The 19,000-nt window shown below is 71.0% G+C and carries 12 protein-coding genes and 1 pseudogene; 8 read left to right on the top strand and 5 right to left on the bottom strand.

The features are described from left to right. Positions 1-97: 97 nt before the first annotated feature. Positions 98-1,897 carry a ricin-type beta-trefoil lectin domain protein gene (locus tag AB0J39_RS28350; RefSeq protein ID WP_363469891.1) on the bottom strand — a complete coding sequence of 600 codons (1,800 nt, stop codon included), beginning with the start codon at positions 1,895-1,897 and terminating at the stop codon, positions 98-100. A gap of 757 nt (positions 1,898-2,654) precedes the next feature. Here AB0J39_RS28350 and AB0J39_RS28345 point away from each other — a divergent pair. From AB0J39_RS28345 to AB0J39_RS28320, 6 genes and pseudogenes are all read left to right on the top strand, one after another. Next, complete coding sequence (locus tag AB0J39_RS28345) at positions 2,655-4,079, top strand: sugar ABC transporter ATP-binding protein (RefSeq protein WP_363469894.1); 1,425 nt, start codon at positions 2,655-2,657, stop codon at positions 4,077-4,079. Further along, on the top strand, positions 4,076-5,077 hold the full coding sequence (locus tag AB0J39_RS28340; RefSeq protein ID WP_363469888.1) for an ABC transporter permease: 1,002 nt from the start codon (positions 4,076-4,078) through the stop codon (positions 5,075-5,077). The genes AB0J39_RS28345 and AB0J39_RS28340 overlap by 4 nt, the downstream gene beginning before the upstream one ends. After that, complete coding sequence (locus AB0J39_RS28335; RefSeq protein WP_363469885.1) at positions 5,074-6,006, top strand: ABC transporter permease; 933 nt, start codon at positions 5,074-5,076, stop codon at positions 6,004-6,006. The genes AB0J39_RS28340 and AB0J39_RS28335 overlap by 4 nt, the downstream gene beginning before the upstream one ends. Before the next feature lie 13 nt (positions 6,007-6,019). Continuing rightward, positions 6,020-7,237 (top strand): substrate-binding domain-containing protein, encoded by a 1,218-nt coding sequence (locus AB0J39_RS28330; RefSeq protein ID WP_363469882.1) that lies wholly within the window; start codon positions 6,020-6,022, stop codon positions 7,235-7,237. After that, a pseudogene (locus AB0J39_RS28325) lies at positions 7,234-7,671 on the top strand (TIM barrel protein); the annotation flags it as partial. The gene AB0J39_RS28330 and the pseudogene AB0J39_RS28325, both read left to right, overlap by 4 nt. 140 nt (positions 7,672-7,811) lie before the next feature. Beyond that, a complete protein-coding gene (locus AB0J39_RS28320) occupies positions 7,812-11,357 on the top strand; it encodes a lectin (protein WP_363469879.1) in 3,546 nt (1,181 codons plus the stop codon). An 89-nt stretch (positions 11,358-11,446) separates the two neighbouring features. Here the strand turns inward: AB0J39_RS28320 and AB0J39_RS28315 are convergent, their stop codons facing one another. After that, positions 11,447-13,654 (bottom strand): glycoside hydrolase family 3 C-terminal domain-containing protein, encoded by a 2,208-nt coding sequence (locus tag AB0J39_RS28315; protein ID WP_363469877.1) that lies wholly within the window; start codon positions 13,652-13,654, stop codon positions 11,447-11,449. 110 nt (positions 13,655-13,764) lie between these two features. On the opposite strand from AB0J39_RS28315, the gene AB0J39_RS28310 reads away from it, so the two are divergent. Next, the gene (locus AB0J39_RS28310; RefSeq protein WP_363469874.1) at positions 13,765-14,340 is read left to right on the top strand and encodes a helix-turn-helix domain-containing protein; all 576 of its coding nucleotides are present in this window, start codon (positions 13,765-13,767) and stop codon (positions 14,338-14,340) included. Positions 14,341-14,365: 25 nt separating this feature from the next. Here the strand turns inward: AB0J39_RS28310 and AB0J39_RS28305 are convergent, their stop codons facing one another. Continuing rightward, positions 14,366-14,980 carry a trimeric intracellular cation channel family protein gene (locus tag AB0J39_RS28305; RefSeq protein WP_363469871.1) on the bottom strand — a complete coding sequence of 205 codons (615 nt, stop codon included), beginning with the start codon at positions 14,978-14,980 and terminating at the stop codon, positions 14,366-14,368. A 380-nt stretch (positions 14,981-15,360) separates the two neighbouring features. On the opposite strand from AB0J39_RS28305, the gene AB0J39_RS28300 reads away from it, so the two are divergent. Next, complete coding sequence (locus AB0J39_RS28300) at positions 15,361-16,617, top strand: GAF domain-containing SpoIIE family protein phosphatase (protein WP_363469869.1); 1,257 nt, start codon at positions 15,361-15,363, stop codon at positions 16,615-16,617. Between the two features lie 12 nt (positions 16,618-16,629). Here AB0J39_RS28300 and gap read toward each other — a convergent pair whose 3' ends face one another. Both gap and AB0J39_RS28290 read right to left on the bottom strand, forming a co-directional pair. Then, complete coding sequence (gene gap, locus AB0J39_RS28295) at positions 16,630-17,628, bottom strand: type I glyceraldehyde-3-phosphate dehydrogenase (RefSeq protein WP_363469866.1); 999 nt, start codon at positions 17,626-17,628, stop codon at positions 16,630-16,632. 166 nt (positions 17,629-17,794) lie between these two features. Continuing rightward, complete coding sequence (locus tag AB0J39_RS28290) at positions 17,795-18,742, bottom strand: DJ-1/PfpI family protein (RefSeq protein WP_363469863.1); 948 nt, start codon at positions 18,740-18,742, stop codon at positions 17,795-17,797. Between the last annotated feature and the right edge of the window lie 258 nt (positions 18,743-19,000).

Below are 19,000 nucleotides of genomic sequence, written 5' to 3'. Positions count from 1 at the left end.
CACTTTCTTGCCACCCGCGCGCTTGCCCTCTGGTGTGTCGCCGCGCTCCCGCCGCGCGGGCGGGGCCGGCCCGCCGCGGCGAGGGGGGTTCATCGGGTCAGGCTCGGGTCCACTTCTGGTTGGTGCCGCCGTGGCAGGTCCAGATGTGCACCTTGCTGCCGTTGGCGGTGCCGTTGTTGGACACGTCCAGGCACTTGTTGGCCCCGACGGCGGTGATGCTGCCGTCGGAGTTCAGCCGCCACTTCTGGTTGTTCTGCCCGTTGCAGTCCCAGATGATCACCGCGGTGCCGTCGGCTGTGCCGCCGCCGTTCACGTCCAGGCACTTGTTGCCGTAGACCCGCAGCTCACCGGCACTGGTCGTGGTCCACTGCTGGTTGGCCTGCCCGTTGCAGTCCCAGATCTGCGCCTGCGCGCCGTTGGCCTGCGACGCGCCGTTCACGTCGAGGCAACGACCCGACCCCACACCCTTGAGCGCGCTCGTGCCGCTCGTGCCGCCCGTGGGGCTGGGGGTCGGCGACGGCCCCGGAGTGCCGGGCGGCAGCAGCGTGATGGTGAAGGTCTCGTCGGCGTTGGAGTGCGGCAGATGCACCGTCGTGCCGTTGCCCGACAACGTCACCACCGTGTTCTGCACGGTCACCGGACCGGCGACGGCGCCCCCGCCGTTGTACGGGATGCGTTCGGCCACCACCCGGACCTGGTTGTTCTGCACGATGCCGCTGGTGGCGTCCAGCCGCTGCAGGCCGACCGCGATGTCACCCGTCGTGCGGCCCCCTCCGACCAGGACCTTCGCCTCCCCGCTCGCCTTCGTCGCGAACGCGTCGTAGGAGGTGCTCGGCGTGACCGAGACGATTTGGCCGGTCTGCGAGCCGTAGAAGCGGTAGACCCACCACTCGCCCTTGGGCTGGTACTGCCCTGTGGAGTTGCGGACGAGCAGGTTGCCCAGGTCGTTGTGCAGGTTGCCGCCGCCGGCCCAGTTGGCCCGCAGGCCGTCCGCGCCGGCCCGCTCCAGCCGGGCGATGTACCAGGACCCGTCCCCGGGGTTCTGCTCGTTGGACGCGCCGTACTCGTTGATCTGGTACGGGCGGGGGTGGGGGATGCCCCGGGAGCCGAGGGTGCTGTCGGCGGTCGCGACGTTGGCCACCGGGTCACCGGGCAGGGAGTGCCAGCTGACGATGTCGGGGACGACGTTGTTGGCCTTGACGTAGTCGAGGTACTGGGTCCAGAAGCCGCCGGAGGACGGCACGCAGGCGCAGCTCGGTCCGACGATCAGATGGGACGGGAACGCGGCGCGGATGCGCTGGTAGGCGCGCTTCCACATCTCGAAGTACTGCGAGATGGGACGGTTCCAGAACAGGGTGATGTTGGGCTCGTTCCACAGGTCCCACTGGACCGGGGCGCCGGTGGCCCGCACGTCGCCGATCAGGCGGGTGAGGAAGGCGTCGTAGTCGGTCCAGTTGCCGTTGTCGCCCGGGAAACGGGAGATCGGGTAACCGTCGGCGCCCCACAGGTCGTGCACCAGCAGGACGAACTCACCGCCCAGCGACCGGGTGCGCAGCAGCTGCGCGCGGGTGGCGTTCCACCGGCGGTCGTACTTGCCCGACACCCAGCCGCCCGGGGCGTCCAGCTGGGCGCCGCCGGCCCGCATGTACCGGAACCTGACATCGGTGAAGAAATGGTCCGGGGGATTGGCGCCGTCCTCCGTCATGCCGTAGATCCAGCCGGAGGCCCGGTACGTCGGAGAGCCGCCGGCGACGGAGAAGTCGACACTGATCGACTCGTCCGCGGCCTGGGCCGGCGCCGCGGTCGTGAGGAGGGATCCGGCGACGAGCGCGCCGACGGCGAACAGGGCCGCGATCCCGCGGCGGCCTGATCGCCGCTTCTTGCCTTTCGCGTCCACTCATGACTCCTTGGACAGAGGGGGGTGGGGAGTGACGCCGTGAGAGGGGATCGAGTCGGCGGGGCGGCCGGCCCGCGATCCCGGTTACGGGACTATCGAATCGATTCGCTGGCAGCCTAGGTCTCGTCGGCGAGGGATGTCAACGGCATGTGTCAAGCATCGCCGGACAAGCTCAGGCGCCCCGGGTGGTCGATTCCCCGTTTGACTCAAGCGACGCTGCGCGCCAAACGTGAAAGTTTCATACCTATGTCTGGCTGAGCAGTCGAAAGATAGTACTGATCGCCGCTCGGCTGGATCGGGCGAGCGGGGCGCGGCATCATCGGCACCACGTTGAGATGGGGATTCTCGATCTAGGTGGCGACGGCGTGCTCGTTGTGTGTGAAGAGACATCCAATGGATCGTCGATAAGCATGCTTGACAGGCATAAGGCGCAGACCTATGGTCGTTCCGAATCGATTCGACAAATGTCGCAGGTCAGACCCGGTGTCCGTTGCGTCGGCACCGTCGAAATCGCTTCGGCTGCGCCGGCTGCGAGCCGGTCCGGCGGCCGTGGCGCCCTCGCCGGCGACCGACTCGGTGAACCGGACATCGGGCGCAGCACGACTCCCACCCCCCTGCAAGGAGATCCCGTGCACGACTGCTCACCCCGGACGGCGCGGAGACGTGTCCCGGCCGGTCTCCCGGCTGCGATGCCGCCTGCCGCTTCCGGCATGGCCGGTGCGGCCGTACGCCCCGACAGGTGGGCCGCGTGCTGAGGATGACCGGTATCGGCAAGAGCTTCCTTGGCGTCCGGGTTCTCGGCGGGGTCGATCTGGAGGCGGCCGCCGGTGAGGTCCACGCGGTGGTGGGGGAGAACGGCGCGGGCAAGTCGACGCTGATGAAGATCCTGGCCGGCGTGCACACCCCGGACGAGGGGACCATCGAGATCGACGGCCGGAGCGTGGCGTTCGGGCACCCGGTCGAGGCGCAGCGGGCAGGCGTGGCGATCATCCATCAGGAGCTCACCTTGCTGCCGGAGCGGACGGTGGCCGAGAACGTCTTCCTCGGACGGGAACCCGTCCGGCGGGGGCTGGTCGACCGGGCCGCGATGGAGTCGGCGACCGGCGAGCTGCTGGAGTCTCTCGGCGAGGAGGCGTTCGGGCCGCGCGATCTCGTCCGGCGGCTCTCGGTCGCGCAGCAACAGGTCGTCGAGATCGCCAAGGCGCTGTCGCTGAACGCCCGGATCGTGGTCATGGACGAGCCGACCGCAGCCCTGGCCGGCCACGAGGTCGAGCTGCTCTACACGCTGGTGCGGCGGCTCACCGGGCGTGGCATCGCGGTCCTGTACATCTCGCACCGGCTCCGCGAGATCTTCGATCTCGCCGACCGGATCACCGTGCTCAAGGACGGCGCCCGGGTCACCACCGCGGCGGCGTCGAGCCTGGACACCGCGACCCTGGTCCGCCTGATGGTAGGGCGGGAGCTGCGGTCGTACTACCCGCCCCGGGCGGCGGAACCGCCCGGGGAGGTGCTGCTGAGCGTGCGCGGCGGCGGCAACGCCCGGCTGCACGGCATCGACCTCGACCTGCGCGCGGGGGAGATCGTCGGAGTGGCCGGGCTGCAAGGCTCGGGCCGCACCGAGCTGGCCAAGGCGCTGTTCGGCGCCGAGCCGTTCACCGGAGGCGAGATGACGCCCCGCCGCCCCCGCTCGCCACGAGAGGGCATCGCGGCCGGGATCGGCCTGGTCACCGAGGACCGCAAGGCCGAAGGACTCCTGCTCAACCAGCGGGTGGGCGACAACGCCCTGCTCGTCGCCCGGGCGACCAAGGCCCGCCGGCCCGGCGTCGAGCGGCTGCTCGAGCGGGTGCGGCTCAACCCGCCCCGGCCCACCCAGGAGGTCCGGCTGCTGTCCGGCGGCAACCAGCAGAAGGTCGTGCTGGCCAAGTGGATGTCGGTCGCGCCGCGCGTCCTGCTGTTCGACGAGCCCACCCGCGGTGTCGACGTCGGCGCCAAGGCCGCCATCCACGAGCTGATGCGCGAACTCGCAGGCGACGGCGTGGCCGTCTTGATGATCTCCTCGGAGCTCCCCGAGCTCATCGGCATGAGCGATCGCATCGTGGTGCTGCGGGACGGCCGCATCGCCGGGGAACTGCCCGCCGGCTCCACCGAGGAAGCCGTGATGCACCTGGCGGCCGCGTCATGACCCAGCAGCTGAAGCTCCGGCGCGTACCGGCCGGGGGCTCGTTCCTGCGGCGGCTGTCGGCCGACCGGCCCGCCCGTGCCGTCTACGTGGCGCTGGTCCTGCTCGTCGTGCTGGGCTGGCTGCTGTTCGCCCTGGACGGCGGGCAGTTCCTCAGCCAGGAGAACATCGTCGGCATCCAGCAGCGGTCGGCGGCCCTCGGCATCGTCGCGGTCGGCCAGACCCTGGTGATCCTGGCCGGGAGCCTGGACCTCTCGGTGGCCTATCTGATCAGCCTGACCTCGCTGGTCGCGGCCGAGATCATGGCGGGCGCCGACGCGGGCGTGCCGGTCGCGGTCGCGGCGGTGCTGGCGGTCAGCGCGACGGCCGGGCTGGTGAACGGGCTGATCGTCACCAGACTCCGGGTGCACGCCTTCATCGCCACGCTCGGGGTCGCGCTGATCCTCAGAGGAGTGCTCGACGAGCGGTACGACGGGCCCGCGGGCAGCGTGCCCTCGTCCTTCCAGCATCTCGGGTACGACCGCATCGGGCCGCTGCCGGTGTCGGCGCTGCTGTGGGCCGCGGTCGCGGCGTCCGCGTGGCTCATGCTCAGCCGGACGCGGCTGGGATACCGGATCTACGCCGTCGGCGGGGACGCGGAGGTCGCGCGCCTGTCGGGCATCCGCACCGGGCGGGTCGTGGTCGTCGCCCACGTGCTCTGCTCGGTCTGCGCCGGGATCGCCGGGCTGCTGCTCGCCTCCCGGCTCGGGGCGGGCGCGCCGACGGTGGGAACCGACGGCGGATACGACCTGGAGTCGATCGCCGCGGTCGTGCTCGGCGGGACGGCTCTGGCCGGAGGCCGCGGGGGGGTCGCCGGGACTGTGGGCGGCGTCCTGCTCCTGGCCGTCCTCGACAGCATCTTCAACCAGCTCGAGGTCGACTCCTTCGCCAAGGACGTCGTACGGGGCGTGGTCCTGGTGGCCGCCCTGGCGATCTACGCCCGCAGGAGGCGGACCGCATGAGACGCGCGCTGCCGATCTTCGTCGTGCTGGCCGGGCTGCTGGTCGCCATCGCGGTCGTCAACCCGTACTTCCTGGAGCCGTCCGCCTTCCTCGCCTTCGTCAAACGGGCCGCGCCGCTGGTGATCCTCGCGGCCGGGCAGTACTTCGTCATCGTGTCCGGCGAGTTCGACCTGTCGGTCGGCTCGCTCGTCACCGCCGAGGTGGTGATCGCCGCCCGGCTCATCGACGGTTCGGCGGAGGCGACCTGGCCCGTGCTGGCCCTGCTCATCGTCATCGGGCCGCTCACCGGGCTGGTCAACGGGATCGTGACCACCCTGCTCCGGGTCCCGTCGTTCATCACGACCCTCGGCATGCTGCTGATCCTGTCCGGGGCGGTCTTCCTCTGGACGGGCGGCGCGCCCCGGGGCGCCCTGTCCCCGGAGTTCCGCGAGCTGGGCCGGGGGAGCCTCGGCCCTGTGCCCTGGTCGGTCCTCATCCTCGTCGCGGTGGCGGCGGCCGCGATCTTGGCGATGCGCGCGGGTTTCGGCCACACGTTGATCGCGGCCGGCGACAACGACCGGGCGGCGGCTCTGTCCGGCGTCCGCGTCGCCCGCGTGCGGACGGTGGCGTTCATGATCTCCGGGCTCTCCGCGGCGGTCGCCGCGATCCTGCTCGGCGGCTTCGCCGGGGTGTCCGCGCAGGTCGGTCAGGGCCTGGAGTTCCAGGCCATCACCGCTGTCGTGCTCGGTGGCGTGGCCCTCGGGGGCGGCCGCGGTTCCGTGGTCGCCGCCATGGCGGGAGCCTTCACCCTGGAGGCGCTGTTCACCCTGCTCAACCTGTACGGCATCTCGGGGGCGCTGGAGCCGGCCGTGCAGGGCGTGATCATCATCGCCGCGGTGGCGCTGGGGGCCGTGAACCTCCCGCGCAGAAGAACCGCGGCGGTCTCGTGACGGAAGGAAGACCATGCGTTCATATTCGCGGCGGCTCCTCGCCTCCGCCGCGCTGGCCGCGCTGACGCTGCCGGCGGCCGCGTGCACCAGCGACAAGCCCGTGTCCACGGCCTCCGCCTCCGCCGCGCCGGCCGGGTCGGCCGCGCAGGAGGACAAGGGCACCGGCGCGCAGTCGAAGTTCTTCGTGCAGGCCGACTACGACGCCCAGATGGCGATGCGCCGGGCGCAGCCGACCGGCCCGTCGGACAAGCCGTGGGAGCAGAGCATCGACCCCCAGCTCGTCGACACCGCCGAGTACAAGAAGGCGGGGCCGTACCACCTGTGCTTCTCCAACGCCGCGGTCAACAACCCCTGGCGGCAGGTCGGCTGGAAGACCATGCAGGCGGAGGTCGCCCTGCACAAGGAGATCGCGAAGTTCACCGCCCTGGACGCCGAGGGCAAGGACGACAAGCAGATCTCCGACATCGCGGAACTGCAGGGCAAGGGCTGCGACGCGCTGATCGTCTCGCCCAACACCACGGCCACGCTGACTCCCGCGGTGGCCGGGGCGTGCCCGAAGGTGCCGGTCATCGTGTTCGATCGTGGGGTCCAGACCGACTGCCCGGTCACCTTCATCAAGCCGATCGGCGGCTACGCCTTCGGCGCCGAGGCGGCCGAGTTCCTCGCCGGCAAGGTGCAGGCCGGCGGGAAGATCCTGGCGCTGCGCATCCTGCCCGGTGTGGACGTGCTGGAGACCCGGTGGTCGGCGGCGAAGGTCGCGTTCGACAAGAGCGACCTCGATGTCGTCGGCGTGGAGTTCACCGACGGCGACGCCGCGAAGACCAAGAGCATCGTCAGTGACTACATCCAGCGCTACGGCAAGATCGACGGAGTCTGGATGGACGCGGGCGCCACCGCCGTCGCGGCCGTCGAGGCGTTCGAGGACGCGGGCCAGCCCGTGCCGCCGATCAACGGCGAGGACCAGCAGGACTTCCTGAGGAAGTGGAGCGACGCGAAGCTGACCGCGATCGCGCCGACCTACCCGACCTACCAGTGGCGAACGCCGATCATCGCGGCGCTCAAGATCCTGAAGGGCGAGCAGGTGCCGAAGGTCTGGAACCTCCCGCAACCGGCGATCACGCAGGAGAACCTCGCCACCTACCTCAAGCCCGGTCTGCCGCCGCTGCACTACGCCCTGTGCGGGTGCGAGGACATGCCCGGCTACCCCGCGAAGTGGGGTGGCACGTCGTGATCGGCGTCAACACGTGGGTCTGGGTCTCGCCGCTCACCGACGAGTCCCTGGCCGCCCTCGCGCCGCGGATCGCGGAGTGGGGCTTCGACGTCGTCGAACTGCCGGTCGAGCATCCAGGCGACTGGGACCCGGAGAGGGCGGCGGCCCTCCTGGACGGGCTCGGGCTCGGCGCGTCGGTCGTGCTCACGATGCCACCGGGACGCGAGCTCGTCGACGCCTCGCCCGAGTGTGTGCAGGAGACCCAGGACTACCTGCGGCACTGCGTGGACGTGGCGGTGACCGTCGGCGCGCCGGCGATCAGCGGCCCGGCGTACGCTTCCGTCGGCCGCGCCTGGCGGATGAGCGCGGACGAGCGGCGCGCGGTCTACACCGAGCTGGGGGAGAACCTGAAACCGGTCGTCGCCTACGCGGCCGAACGCGGCGTCTGTCTGGCGTCCGCTCGCCCCGAGCCAGGACGCCCTCGCCACCGAAGGACTCGCCTTTCTCCGCACCCTCATGGCCTGACCGGCCGATCGACCATCCCTTCGCACCCCGTAACTCCGGCCGTCACCGGTAACCCCCCAGGAGATCCCTCATGCGAAGATCACGCTTACTGCCCGCTCTGGCCGCGGCCCTGTTAGGGCTGTTGCTGTCCGCGGTGCCGTTGGTGGCGCACGCGGCCGCACCGCAGTTCAAGGTGCTGCTGTTCAGCAAGACCGCGTCCGGCGCCTACCGGCACGACTCCATCGCCGCCGGCATCGCGATGTTCCAGCAGCTGGCGACCGACAACAACTTCCAGCTCGACACGAGCGAGAACTCCTCCGTCTTCACCACGTCGAACCTCAACAACTACGACGCGGTGATCATGCTCCAGACGTCGGGCATGGTGTGGGACAACGACGCGCAGCGCCAGGCCATGCAGGCCTACGTGCGCGGCGGCCACGGCGTCGTGGCGATCCACAACGCCGTCGACATGAACATCGAGTCGCAGTTCCCCTGGTGGGACCAGACCGTGCTGGCCGGCGCGCACATGACCCAGCACTCCTCGATCGTCCAGGGCACCGCCAAGGTCGCCGACAAGGTGCACCCCTCGACCAAGGGCCTGCCGGACCGGTGGGTGCGCACCGAGGAGTGGTACAACTTCGACAAGAACATGCGCGGCTCGGTGCACGTGCTGGTCACCGCGGACGAGACCACCTACGACGCGGGCGCGAACAAGATGGGCGCCGACCACCCGATCTCCTGGTGTCACAACCCGGAGGGTGGCCGGGTCTGGGCGACCGCCATGGGCCACAACGCGTCCTCCTACTCCGAGTCGCTGTTCAAGCAGCACCTGCTGGGCGCGGTGAAGTGGGCGGCCGGCGCGGCCGCGGGCGACTGCGGTGGCACGATCGCGGCCCGCTTCCAGAAGGTGACCCTCGACGGCGCGCCGGACCAGCCGATGGAGCTGGACGTCGCCGCCGACGGCAGGGTCTTCTACATCTCGCGGTCGGGCAAGGTGAACCTGATCCCCGCGGGCGGCGGCGGCACGCGCGTCATCGGCACCCTGTCGGTGTACGACGGCGGTGAGGACGGCGGGATCGGGCTGGCGCTCGACCCGAACTTCGCCACCAACGGCTGGATTTACCTCAACTACTCGCCGTCCAACGGCGGCGAGGTGAACCGGGTCTCGCGCTTCACCTTCAACGGCACCAGCCTCGACCTGTCCAGCGAGAAGAAGATCATCGAGGTTCCGGCGTACCGCAACGTCGACGAGCCGGGCCACACCGGCGGCTACCTCGCGTTCGGCCCGGGCGGCAACCTGTACATCGGCCCCGGTGACGACACCAACCCCAACGGGTCCAGCGGCTACGCCCCGATCGACGAGCGGCAGGGCCGGGAGCACTACGACGCCCAGCGGTCCGCGGCCAACACCAACGACCTGCGCGGCAAGATCCTGCGCATCCACCCCGAGGCCGACGGCACGTACACGATCCCGTCCGGCAACATGTTCGCGCCCGGCACCGCCAAGACGCGGCCGGAGATCTACGCGATGGGCTTCCGCAACCCGTTCCGCTTCTCCGTCGACAAGGTCACCGGCTGGATCTCGGTGGGCGACTACGGCCCGGACGCGGGGGCGGCGAACGCCAACCGCGGTCCCGAGGGCACCGTCGAATGGAACCTGATCAAGGAGCCGGGCTTCTACGGCTGGCCCTACTGCGTCGGGAACAACATCCCGTTCAACGACTTCAACTTCGCCACCAACACCTCCGGCGCGAAGTTCAACTGCTCGGCGCCGGTCAACAACTCGCCCAACAACACCGGCCTGACCAACCTGCCCGCGGCCAAGTCCGCGACCATCTGGTACAACTACCACGCCTCGGCCGAGTTCCCCGAGATCAACTGCTGTGGCGGGGCGGCGCCGATGGGCGGCCCGTTCTACCGCTACGACGCCTCCAGCACCTCCGACCGCAAGTTCCCCGACTACTTCGACGGCACGCCGTTCCTCTACGAGTGGAGCCGCAACTTCGTCAAGGAACTGCGGCTGGACTCCTCCGGCAACCTCCTGAAGATCAACCCCTTCGTCGCCCAGATCGCCCCGCACGCGCCGATCGACATGAAGTTCGGCCCGGACGGCGCGCTGTACATGGCCGACTGGGGCAACGGCTTCGGCCACGCGAACACCGATGACGCCGTCTACCGGATCGACTACGTGGTGGGCAACCGCGCTCCCATCGCCAAGGCGAGCGCCACCCCCGACTCGGGCAAGGCGCCGCTGACGGTGGCGTTCTCCTCGGCCGGCTCGTCCGACCCCGACGGCGAAGCGATCACCTACAGCTGGGACTTCGGCGACGGCGGCACCTCCACCAGCGCCAACCCGTCCCACACCTACAGCGCCAACGGCACCTACAACGCCAAGCTGACCGTACGGGATTCGAGCGGGAAGACGGCCAGCGTCACGGTGCCCGTCGTGGTCGGCAACACCCGTCCCACGGTCGCCTTCTCGGCTCCGCCCGACGGCGGGTTCATCGACTTCGGCGACCGGGTGACCTACACGCTGAACGTCACCGACGCCGAGGACGGCGCCGCCGACTGCACCAAGGTCAACGTGTTCACCGCGCTCGGCCACGACCAGCACGCCCACGACACCGGTCAGTACACCGGCTGCTCGGGGACGGTCACGACCACGGCCTCCGGCCATGACGAGGCCTCCAACGTCTACTACGTCCTGGGTGCGGACTACACCGACAAGGGCGGCCTGAAGGGCAGCGCCGGCATCACGCTGCAGCCCAAGCACAAGCAGGCCGAGCACGCCACCGGCTCGTCCGGCATCAGGATCGTCGACGAGGCCGGGGCCGAGGGCGGCAGGCGGATCGGCGACATCTCCAACAACGACTGGATCTCCTTCACCCCGTTCAACCTGTCCGGGATCGACACGGTGTCCTTCCGCGTCTCGGCGCCGTCCAGCACCGGGGGGTCCATCGAGTTGCACGCCGACTCGCCGACAGGGGCGCTCATCGCCTCCGCTTCCGTGCCGTCGACCGGGGGATGGAACAACTACGTGTCCCTGCCCGCGGCGCGGGTGACCGACCCCGGCGGCACGCACAACGTGTACGTCGTGTTCAAGGCGCCGTCGGCGAACGCCTTCGACGTCGACTCGTTCACCTTCGGCGGCACGGGCGTCGGACAGGGCGGCGGCTCCTCGCCGTCCCCCTCACCGTCGGTTTCGCCCTCTCCCTCGCCCTCCGCGTCGCCTTCGGGCGGCACCGGCACCGGCACCAGTGCCCTGCGGGGTGTGGCGTCGAATCGGTGCCTGGACGTCAGCGGCGCGTCGCAGACCAACGGCGCGCAGGTGAACATCTGGGACTGCAACGGGCAGGCCAACCAGCGGTGGACGTCCACCAGCGCCGGTGAGCTGCGCGTCTACGGCAACAAGTGCCTGGACGTGAACGGCGCGGGCACGGCCGACGGCACCAGCGTGCTCATCTGGGACTGCAACGGCCAGAACAACCAGAAGTGGCGGCTGAACTCCGACGGCAGCATCACCGCGGTCGGGGCGAACAAGTGCCTGGACGTGTCCGGGAACGGCACCGCCAACGGCACCAAGGTGCAGATCTGGACGTGCAACGGCCAGAACAACCAGAAGTGGACCCGGGTGTGACCTCGATGTGACGCCCGGCCCCGGAGCCGGTCCGCCTCGGCGGACCGGCTCCGGGGAAGCCTCGCGATGCCGCGACGGCCTTCCGGTTGTCAGGCGAGCGCGAGCGCGGCGGCTGCGGTGACGGCGCCGGGGTCGCCCGCGTAGGCCGCGGCTTCGATCACGGCCGTCGCGGCGGCGGGGACGAACCCGTCGGGCGTCCACCTCCGCAGCGGCCGGGTCGAGGCGGGCACGGTGACCCGGGCCGATTCCCCGGCGGCGAGCTCGACGGTCGCGAAGCCGAGCAGGACCCGGGCGGGGAAGTCGTCGGCCGCCGCGTCGATGCCGGTGGGCCGCCCGTAGAGCTGGACGACGTGGCGGCCCGCGCGCGAGCCGGTGTTCGTCACGGTCACGACTCCCGTGAAGGAGTCGCCGTCGCCCTCGCCGACCGTGAGGTCGGTGAGGGCGAAGCTCGTGTAGGACAGCCCGAACCCGAGCGGGAAGGCCGGCGCATGGCCGTCCCGGTCCAGCAGCCGCTGGCCGAACCACTTGTCGTAGGTGATGGCGGTGGCGTCGCGGTCGAAGTACGGCAGGTGCTCCTCCGTGGCCGGGATCGAGTACGGCAGCCGCCCGGCCGCGTCGACGTCGCCGAGCAGCACGTCGGCCAGGGCCCGGCCGCCCTCGCAGCCGGAGTACCAGGAGACCAGCACGGCGGGTACGGCGTCGCGCCACTCCTCGGTGATGACGGCCCCGGCAGTGACGATCACCACGACGGTGCGCGGGTTGGCCGCCGCCACCGCCCGGATGATCTCGGCGTCGACGGGCCGGAGCCGCAGGCTCGCGCGGTCGCCGCCGGCGCTTCCTCCGCTCATGGACTCCACCGCACCGGGCTCGGCGAGGAAGGCCGCGAACGACTGCCCGGCTGGATCGTCGCCGGGCGGCGGGAACAGCGCCAGCAGGTCGGCGTCGGCCAGCACGTCCCCGCCGATCCATTCGCCCTCGTCGGCGGCGGTGTAACCGGCGACGACGACGGCGACGTCGGCCTGTGCGGCCGCGTCGGCGGCCGCGGCCGGGTCGTCGTCGGCCACATGGGTGATCCGGGTGCCCGGGAGCGCCTCGGTCAGCCCCCGCAGCGCGGTGATCACCTCCGGGGCGCGTACGTCGGAGGATCCGTTGTCGCCGGTGTTGGCCACGTCGGCCAGGCGCCCGACGACCGCCAGGGAGGCGAGGGCGTCCCGGCTCAGCGGCAGCAGGGGCGCGTCGCCGACCGAATCGTTCTTGAGCAGCACCATGCCGCGGGCGGCGACCTCGCGTGCCAGCGCGCGGTGCTCGGAGCTGAACACCACGTCGCGCGGGGGCTCGGGCTCGGTGAGGGCGGCGTAGTGGCGCAGCTGGGTGGCGAGGATGCGGCGGGCCGCCCGGTCGACGTCGTCCCAGCTCGCCCGGCCCGCCTCCAGGTCGGCGGACAGGTGCTCGGCGCGCTGCTGGCGGAAGGGCTCCTCCACGTCGAGCCCGGCGCGCAGCGAGGCGGCGGCGTCGCGCAGGCCCCAGATGAAGTCGGAGACGGTGACGCCCTCGAAGCCCCACATGCCGCGGAGCACACCTTCCATCAGGTGCTCGTTCTGCCCGGCCCACTCTCCGTTGACGGAGTTGTAGGCGGTCATGACGCCCGACACGCCCTCTTCCACGATCCGCCGGAAGTGCGCCAGGTAGACCTCGTGCAGCGCCGCGTCGTCGGCGGTGACGTCGACCGTGAACCGGGCGTTCTCCATGCTGTTGAGCGCGTAGTGCTTGACGACGGCCATGGCGTTGCGCTGTACCCCCCGGGTCAGCGCCGCACCGAACTCGCCGAGCAGGACCGGGTCCTCGCCGTACGTCTCCTGGGCCCGGCCCCAGGACGGGTGGCGGGGCAGGTTCACGCACACGCCGCCGAAGAAGTTGGCGCCCTGGGCGCGCAGTTCGAGCCCGATCGCGGTGCCGACGCGCTCCTCGAGTTCGACGTCCCAGGTGGCGCCGCGGGCCATGGAGACCGGGAAGGCGGTCGACTGCCCCATCACCACACCGCGCGGGCCGTCGGAGAACAACAGGCCGGGGATGCCCAGCCGCTCGACGCGGCCCATGGGGTAGGGGGTGAGGTTGTACCCGTTGGTCATCATGTCGGCCATGCCCTGCCAGAACGGCAGGTCCCCGTCCAGCAGCCACAGGCGTTCCTCGCGGGTCATCTGCGACAGCAGCTCGTCGACCGCCTCGTCGAGGGGCCGCCCGGCGCGCACTGCGGCGACGGCGGCGGAGAATGCGGTCGGGGAGGAGGGCGTCGACATGCGCACACAACTCTCTGAACAGGCGCGACAGCGCTATCTACCAAACGGTAGATAACCTAGGCTGGTATCGTGATCGAATCAACCCCCCATCTCCCAGGAGCCAGGACGGCATGACCCCCGCACCGGGACGGCGCCGGCTGCCGCTCGCCGAGCGCCGGGAGGAGATCCTCCAGGCGGCCACCGAGCTGATCGCCGTCTCCGGATTCAAGGGCGTCACCCTCGAGGCGTTCGCGGCGGCCTGCGGCATGACCAAGGCGGGGCTGCTGCATCACTTCCGCTCACGGGAGGACCTGCTCATCGCGGTTCTCGAACGCCGGGACACGCTCGACCTCGCGAGCGTCGCCGACACGTTCGAACCGGCGCCCGACCCGGCGACCGCCCGAGCCGTCATGTCCGGATTTGTCCGGCGCAACCTCGCGCAACGCTCACTCGTGCAGCTGTACACGATGCTGTCGGCGGAGGCGCTGGACCCCGCCCATCCCGCGCACGCCTACTTCCGGACGCGGCTGACCGAGGGTCGTGCCATGCTCGAACGCTACCTGCTGGCCTGGCATCCCCGGCCGGACCGGGCCGCGGTGGACCTGCTCGCCTTCCTCGACGGCCTGCAGCTCAACTGGCTGCGTGACGCCGACATCGACTTCCTCGCCCAGTGGGAGGCCTTCGCCGACCGGTTCTTCGCCCTCTGACCGCCGTACGAGGTTCCCGGCCGGCTCACCGCGCCTTGCCGACGCCCCTGGCCAGGGGCGCGCGCCAGCGATACCGCATGGCGAGGATGCGGAACGCGAAGGCGAGCACGGCCGAGGACAGGGTGGCGACGAACCCCCGCACGTCCAGCGCGTGCAGCGCGACCATCGCCGTCGAGCCGAGCATCGCCGGCACGGCGTAGAGCTCCCGGTCGTAGAGCAGGGTCGGCCTCTCGCCGGACAGGACGTCGCGGATGACGCCGCCGCCGACCGCCGTACAGACCCCGAGGAACACGGCGTGCATCGGTGCGAGGCCGTAGTGGAGCGCCTTGGCGGTCCCGACCGCGCAGAACAGGCCGAGACCCGCCGCGTCGAAGACGAGCACCGCGGGCATCGCCCGCTCGACCTGGGGATGCCAGAAGAAGGCGATGACGGTGGCCACGACCGGCACGAGGAGATACGCGGTGTCCCGCAGCGCGGCGGGCTGCACGCCGATGAACAGGTCACGCACGATGCCGCCGCCGACCGCGGTGAAGAACGCGAGCACCGCGATACCGACCACGTCGAGCCGTTCGCGTACGCCCTGGAGCGCGCCGGACAGGGCGAAGACGAAGATTCCGACGAGGTCGAGCACGGGGGTCACGGGCCCACATTCTCCCACATAACGTGCAAATCGCCGTGTCAAGATCGGGTAGTCGGGCCCGGCGGAGGTCCTACGTGCCGTTCCCGCCCAGGTCGACGGCGAAGGTGATCACGCCCTTCATGATCGTGTCCAACTGAGCGGTCCTCCTGTGACGTCCGCAGGACGCTGGACCACCCGCATGAGGGTTCCTTTAAGAAGGATCACCCGGAGCGTCGGGCACGCCGTTCGTCGCCGGCCCGCGCGTGCCCTCCGCATCGACCGCATGAGAAACGCGCCGGGGTAGCGTCGGGACTGTGCCGTCGAGAGTTCGGGGGCCGCACCCTCCGCCCGCCGGCCGCGGAAGTCCGGACGACACGGGCAAGGGCAGCGGGGGGCGGCATGTGATCGGGTGTCCTGACACCGGGCGCATCTGGGGCGGTCTGGTGCGCGACCACCACCTCACGCCACTGGACGACCTGGCGGCCTCGGTCATCGAGCACGTCCGGCCGCTCGGCTTCACCGAGATCATGATCTATGTGGCCAGCCTGCGGCCGCTGTATCTGGTGCCGCTGCCCGGACAGTGTGACGTGTACGGCGAACCGCTGAACCGCGTCGCCATCGACACGACCCTGGCCGGGCGGGCCTACCGGAACCAGGAGATCGTCCAGGCGCGCCCCGCCACCGACCCGTACGTCGCCGAGGCCGCCGAACCGCTCGGCAGCGAGGGGCCCCGGCGCCTGTGGGTGCCGATGCTGAACGGCACGGAGCGGGTCGGCGTGCTCGGGGTGACCGCGCCCGTGGTCGACGACACCATCGAGCGCATCGCGAACGAGCTGGCCAGCCTGGTCGCGTTGCTGGTGGTGAGCAAGCGGGCCTACAGCGACGCCTTCGCGCGGCTCGTGCGCACCGAGGAGATGCACCTGTCGGCCGAGATGCTGTGGACCCTGCTGCCGATCAGGAACTTCGCCACCGACACCATGACCGTCAGCGCCGGGCTGGAACCGGCCTACCACGTCGGCGGCGACGCCTTCGACTACGCCCTCGACGGCGGCACGCTCCACATCGGGATCTTCGACGCCATGGGGCACGACACCTCCGCCGGCCTCACCGCCGCGATCGCCCTGAGCGCCTACCGCAACAACCGCCGCCGGCGCAGGGCCGGACTGCTCGACATCAGCGACGCGATCGACGAGGCGATCGCCGGGCAGTTCGCCAGCTCCCGGTTCGCCACCGGGGTCCTGGCCGACCTGGACATTCGCACAGGATGGCTGACCTGGGTGAACCGGGGGCATCCCCCGCCGCTCGTCCTGAGACAGGGACGGGTGGCCTCGGTGCTGGACAGCCCACCGGACACCCCCATGGGTCTCCACCTGGGCCCGGCCGCCGGGCTCGCGCGCCGCCAGCTCGAGCCCGGCGACCGGCTGCTCCTCTACACCGACGGCATCGTCGAGGCGCTGACTCCCGACGGAGAGAGGTTCGGGCTGGACCGCTTCGCCGACTTCGTCATCCGGCGGGAGGCCGACGGCGTCTCCGCACCGGAGACCCTGCGCCGCCTGATCCACTCGATCCTCTCCTACCAGCGCGGTCAGCTCCAGGACGACGCCACGGTGATGCTGGTCGAGTGGCGCACGGGGCGGCATCAGAAGCTCGCGTTGTGAGCGAGGCCCCGCTCAGTCGCGGGCGAGCAGCTCGAGCGTGTCGACGACGCGGTTCGCGAAGCCCCACTCGTTGTCGTACCAGGCCACCACCTTGACGTGCGTGCCCTCGACCCGGGTGAGGGCGGCGTCGAAGATCGACGACGCGGCCTGGCCGGTGATGTCGCTGGAGACCAGCGGCTCGTCGGCGTAGTCGAGAATGCCCTTGAGCCGGCCGTCGGCGGCGGCGCGGTAGGCCGCGAGCACCTCGTCGCGGGTGACCCGGCGGGAGACCGTGGTGTTCAGCTCCACCAGCGAACCCACCGGGACCGGCACGCGGATCGAGTCGCCCGACAGCTTGCCGTCCAGCTTCGGCAGCACCAGGCCGATGGCCTTGGCGGCCCCGGTGGTGGTGGGCGCGATGTTCACGGCGGCGGCACGGGCCCGGCGCAGGTCACGGTGCGGGCCGTCCTGGAGGTTCTGCTCCTGCGTGTACGCGTGCACGGTGGTCATGAAGCCGTGCTCGATGCCAGCCAGGTCGTCCAGCACGGACGCCAGCGGAGCCAGCGCGTTCGTGGTGCACGAGGCGTTCGAGACGATCACGTGCCGGGCGGGGTCGTACACCTCGGTGTTCACTCCGTAGGCGAGCGTGACGTCGGCGCCGTCGGAGGGGGCGCTCACGAGCACGCGCCCCGCGCCCGCGTCGATGTGCGCGCGAGCGGCGTCCGCCTTGGTGAAGCGGCCGGTGGACTCGAGCACGATCTCGACGCCGAGCTCGGCCCACGGCAGCTTGGCGGGCTCGCGCTCGGCGAGCACCGCGATACGGCGGCCGTCGACCACGAGGTCGGTCCCGTCGACCTCGACGGAGCGGCCGAGGCGGCCGAGCGCACTGTCGTACTTGAGCAGGTGCGCGAGGGTCTCGGGGGCGGTGAGGTCGTTCACGGCGACCACGTCGAGGTGGCTGCCGCGTTCCAGCAGGGCGCGGAGGGTGTTGCGTCCGATACGGCCGAATCCGTTGACGGCGATGCGGGTCATGGTGGCTCCTTTCGTTCCGCGCTCCATGATCGGCGCGCCGCCGCCGGGCCGACAGTGGCCCGAACGACACCGTGCGCAAGGATCCCGCCAGAAGTTTCGCCACCGTCCGCAAGGATCTCGCCACCTCGTACGAGGACCGGCGCGGCTGCCCGTCCGGCCGGGGAGGTCAGGCCGAGAAGGTGTGGCGGTACTCCGTCGGGGAGGTGCCGAGAATCCGCTGAAAATGCAGGCGCAGGTTCGCCCCGGTCCCGAGCCCGACCCGGTCGGCGATCTGCTCCACGCCCAGATCGGTGCGTTCGAGCAGTTCGCGTGCCAGGTCCACGCGCGCCCGCAGCACCCACTGCATGGGCGTGTAGCCGGTGTCCTCCACGAACCGCCGGGAGAAGGTGCGCGCCGACACCCGCGCGTGGCGGGCCAGGGTGTCGAGGGTCAGCCGTTCCGACAGGTGCGCCAGGGCCCACTCGCGCGTGCCCGCGAACAGGTCGCCGAGCGGTTCGGGCACACTGCGGGGGACGTACTGCGCCTGGCCTCCGCTGCGATAGGGCGCCGCCACCAGCCGCCTCGCCACGTGGTTGGACAGCCCGACGCCGTGGTCGCGCCGCACCAGGTGCAGGCACAGGTCGATGCCGGACGCGGCGCCCGCCGACGTGAGCACGTTGCCCTCGTCCACGAACAGCACGTTCTCGTCCACCCGCACGAGCGGATGCTTGTCGGCGAGGGCCTTGGTGTAGTGCCAGTGGGTCGTCGCCCGCTTGCCGTCGAGCAGGCCCGTCGCCGCCAGCGCGAACGCCCCCGTCGAGATGGCGGCGAGCCGGGTCCCGCGCTCGTGGGCGGCCATGAGCGCGGCGACGACCGCGGCCGGCGGTTCCGTGGTCGCAGGCTCCCGATAGCCGGGGATGAAGACGGTGTCGGCCTGCTCGAAGGCGTCGAGGCCCTCGGCCACGTGATAGGAGAGGCCGTCGCCGCCGGTCACCATCCCGGGGGCGGCGCCGCACACCCGCACCTCGTACGGCATGCTCGGCCGGCTGGAGAACACCTGCGCGGGGATGCCGACGTCGAGCGGCTTCGCCCCCTCGAGCACGAGCACGGCGACGCGGTGGTTCCTGCGGCTCATCGATCTCCCTCGACTCCTCCGCGGCCGCCGGGCGTCCCTCGCGCGGCGACCGCGATGAGCACTACCGCAAGCATCCTGCCACCGGCCATCAGCGACCCCGGCAGCCCCCACTGCCGGGAGGGGCCGCCGGGGTGTGCTTCAGGACTGGTTGAACAGCGAAAGGGTCAGGGTGGAGTGGTACTCGCCGGCGGCGACGTCGACGGCGGTGCGCAGGGCGAGGTCGGCGTTGACCTTCGAGGTGCCGATCTCGTCGGAAGA

Source organism: Microbispora sp. NPDC049633 (assembly GCF_040675265.1).
GTDB lineage: Bacteria > Actinomycetota > Actinomycetes > Streptosporangiales > Streptosporangiaceae > Microbispora > Microbispora maris.
This window is presented reverse-complemented; position numbering and strand designations above follow the sequence as displayed.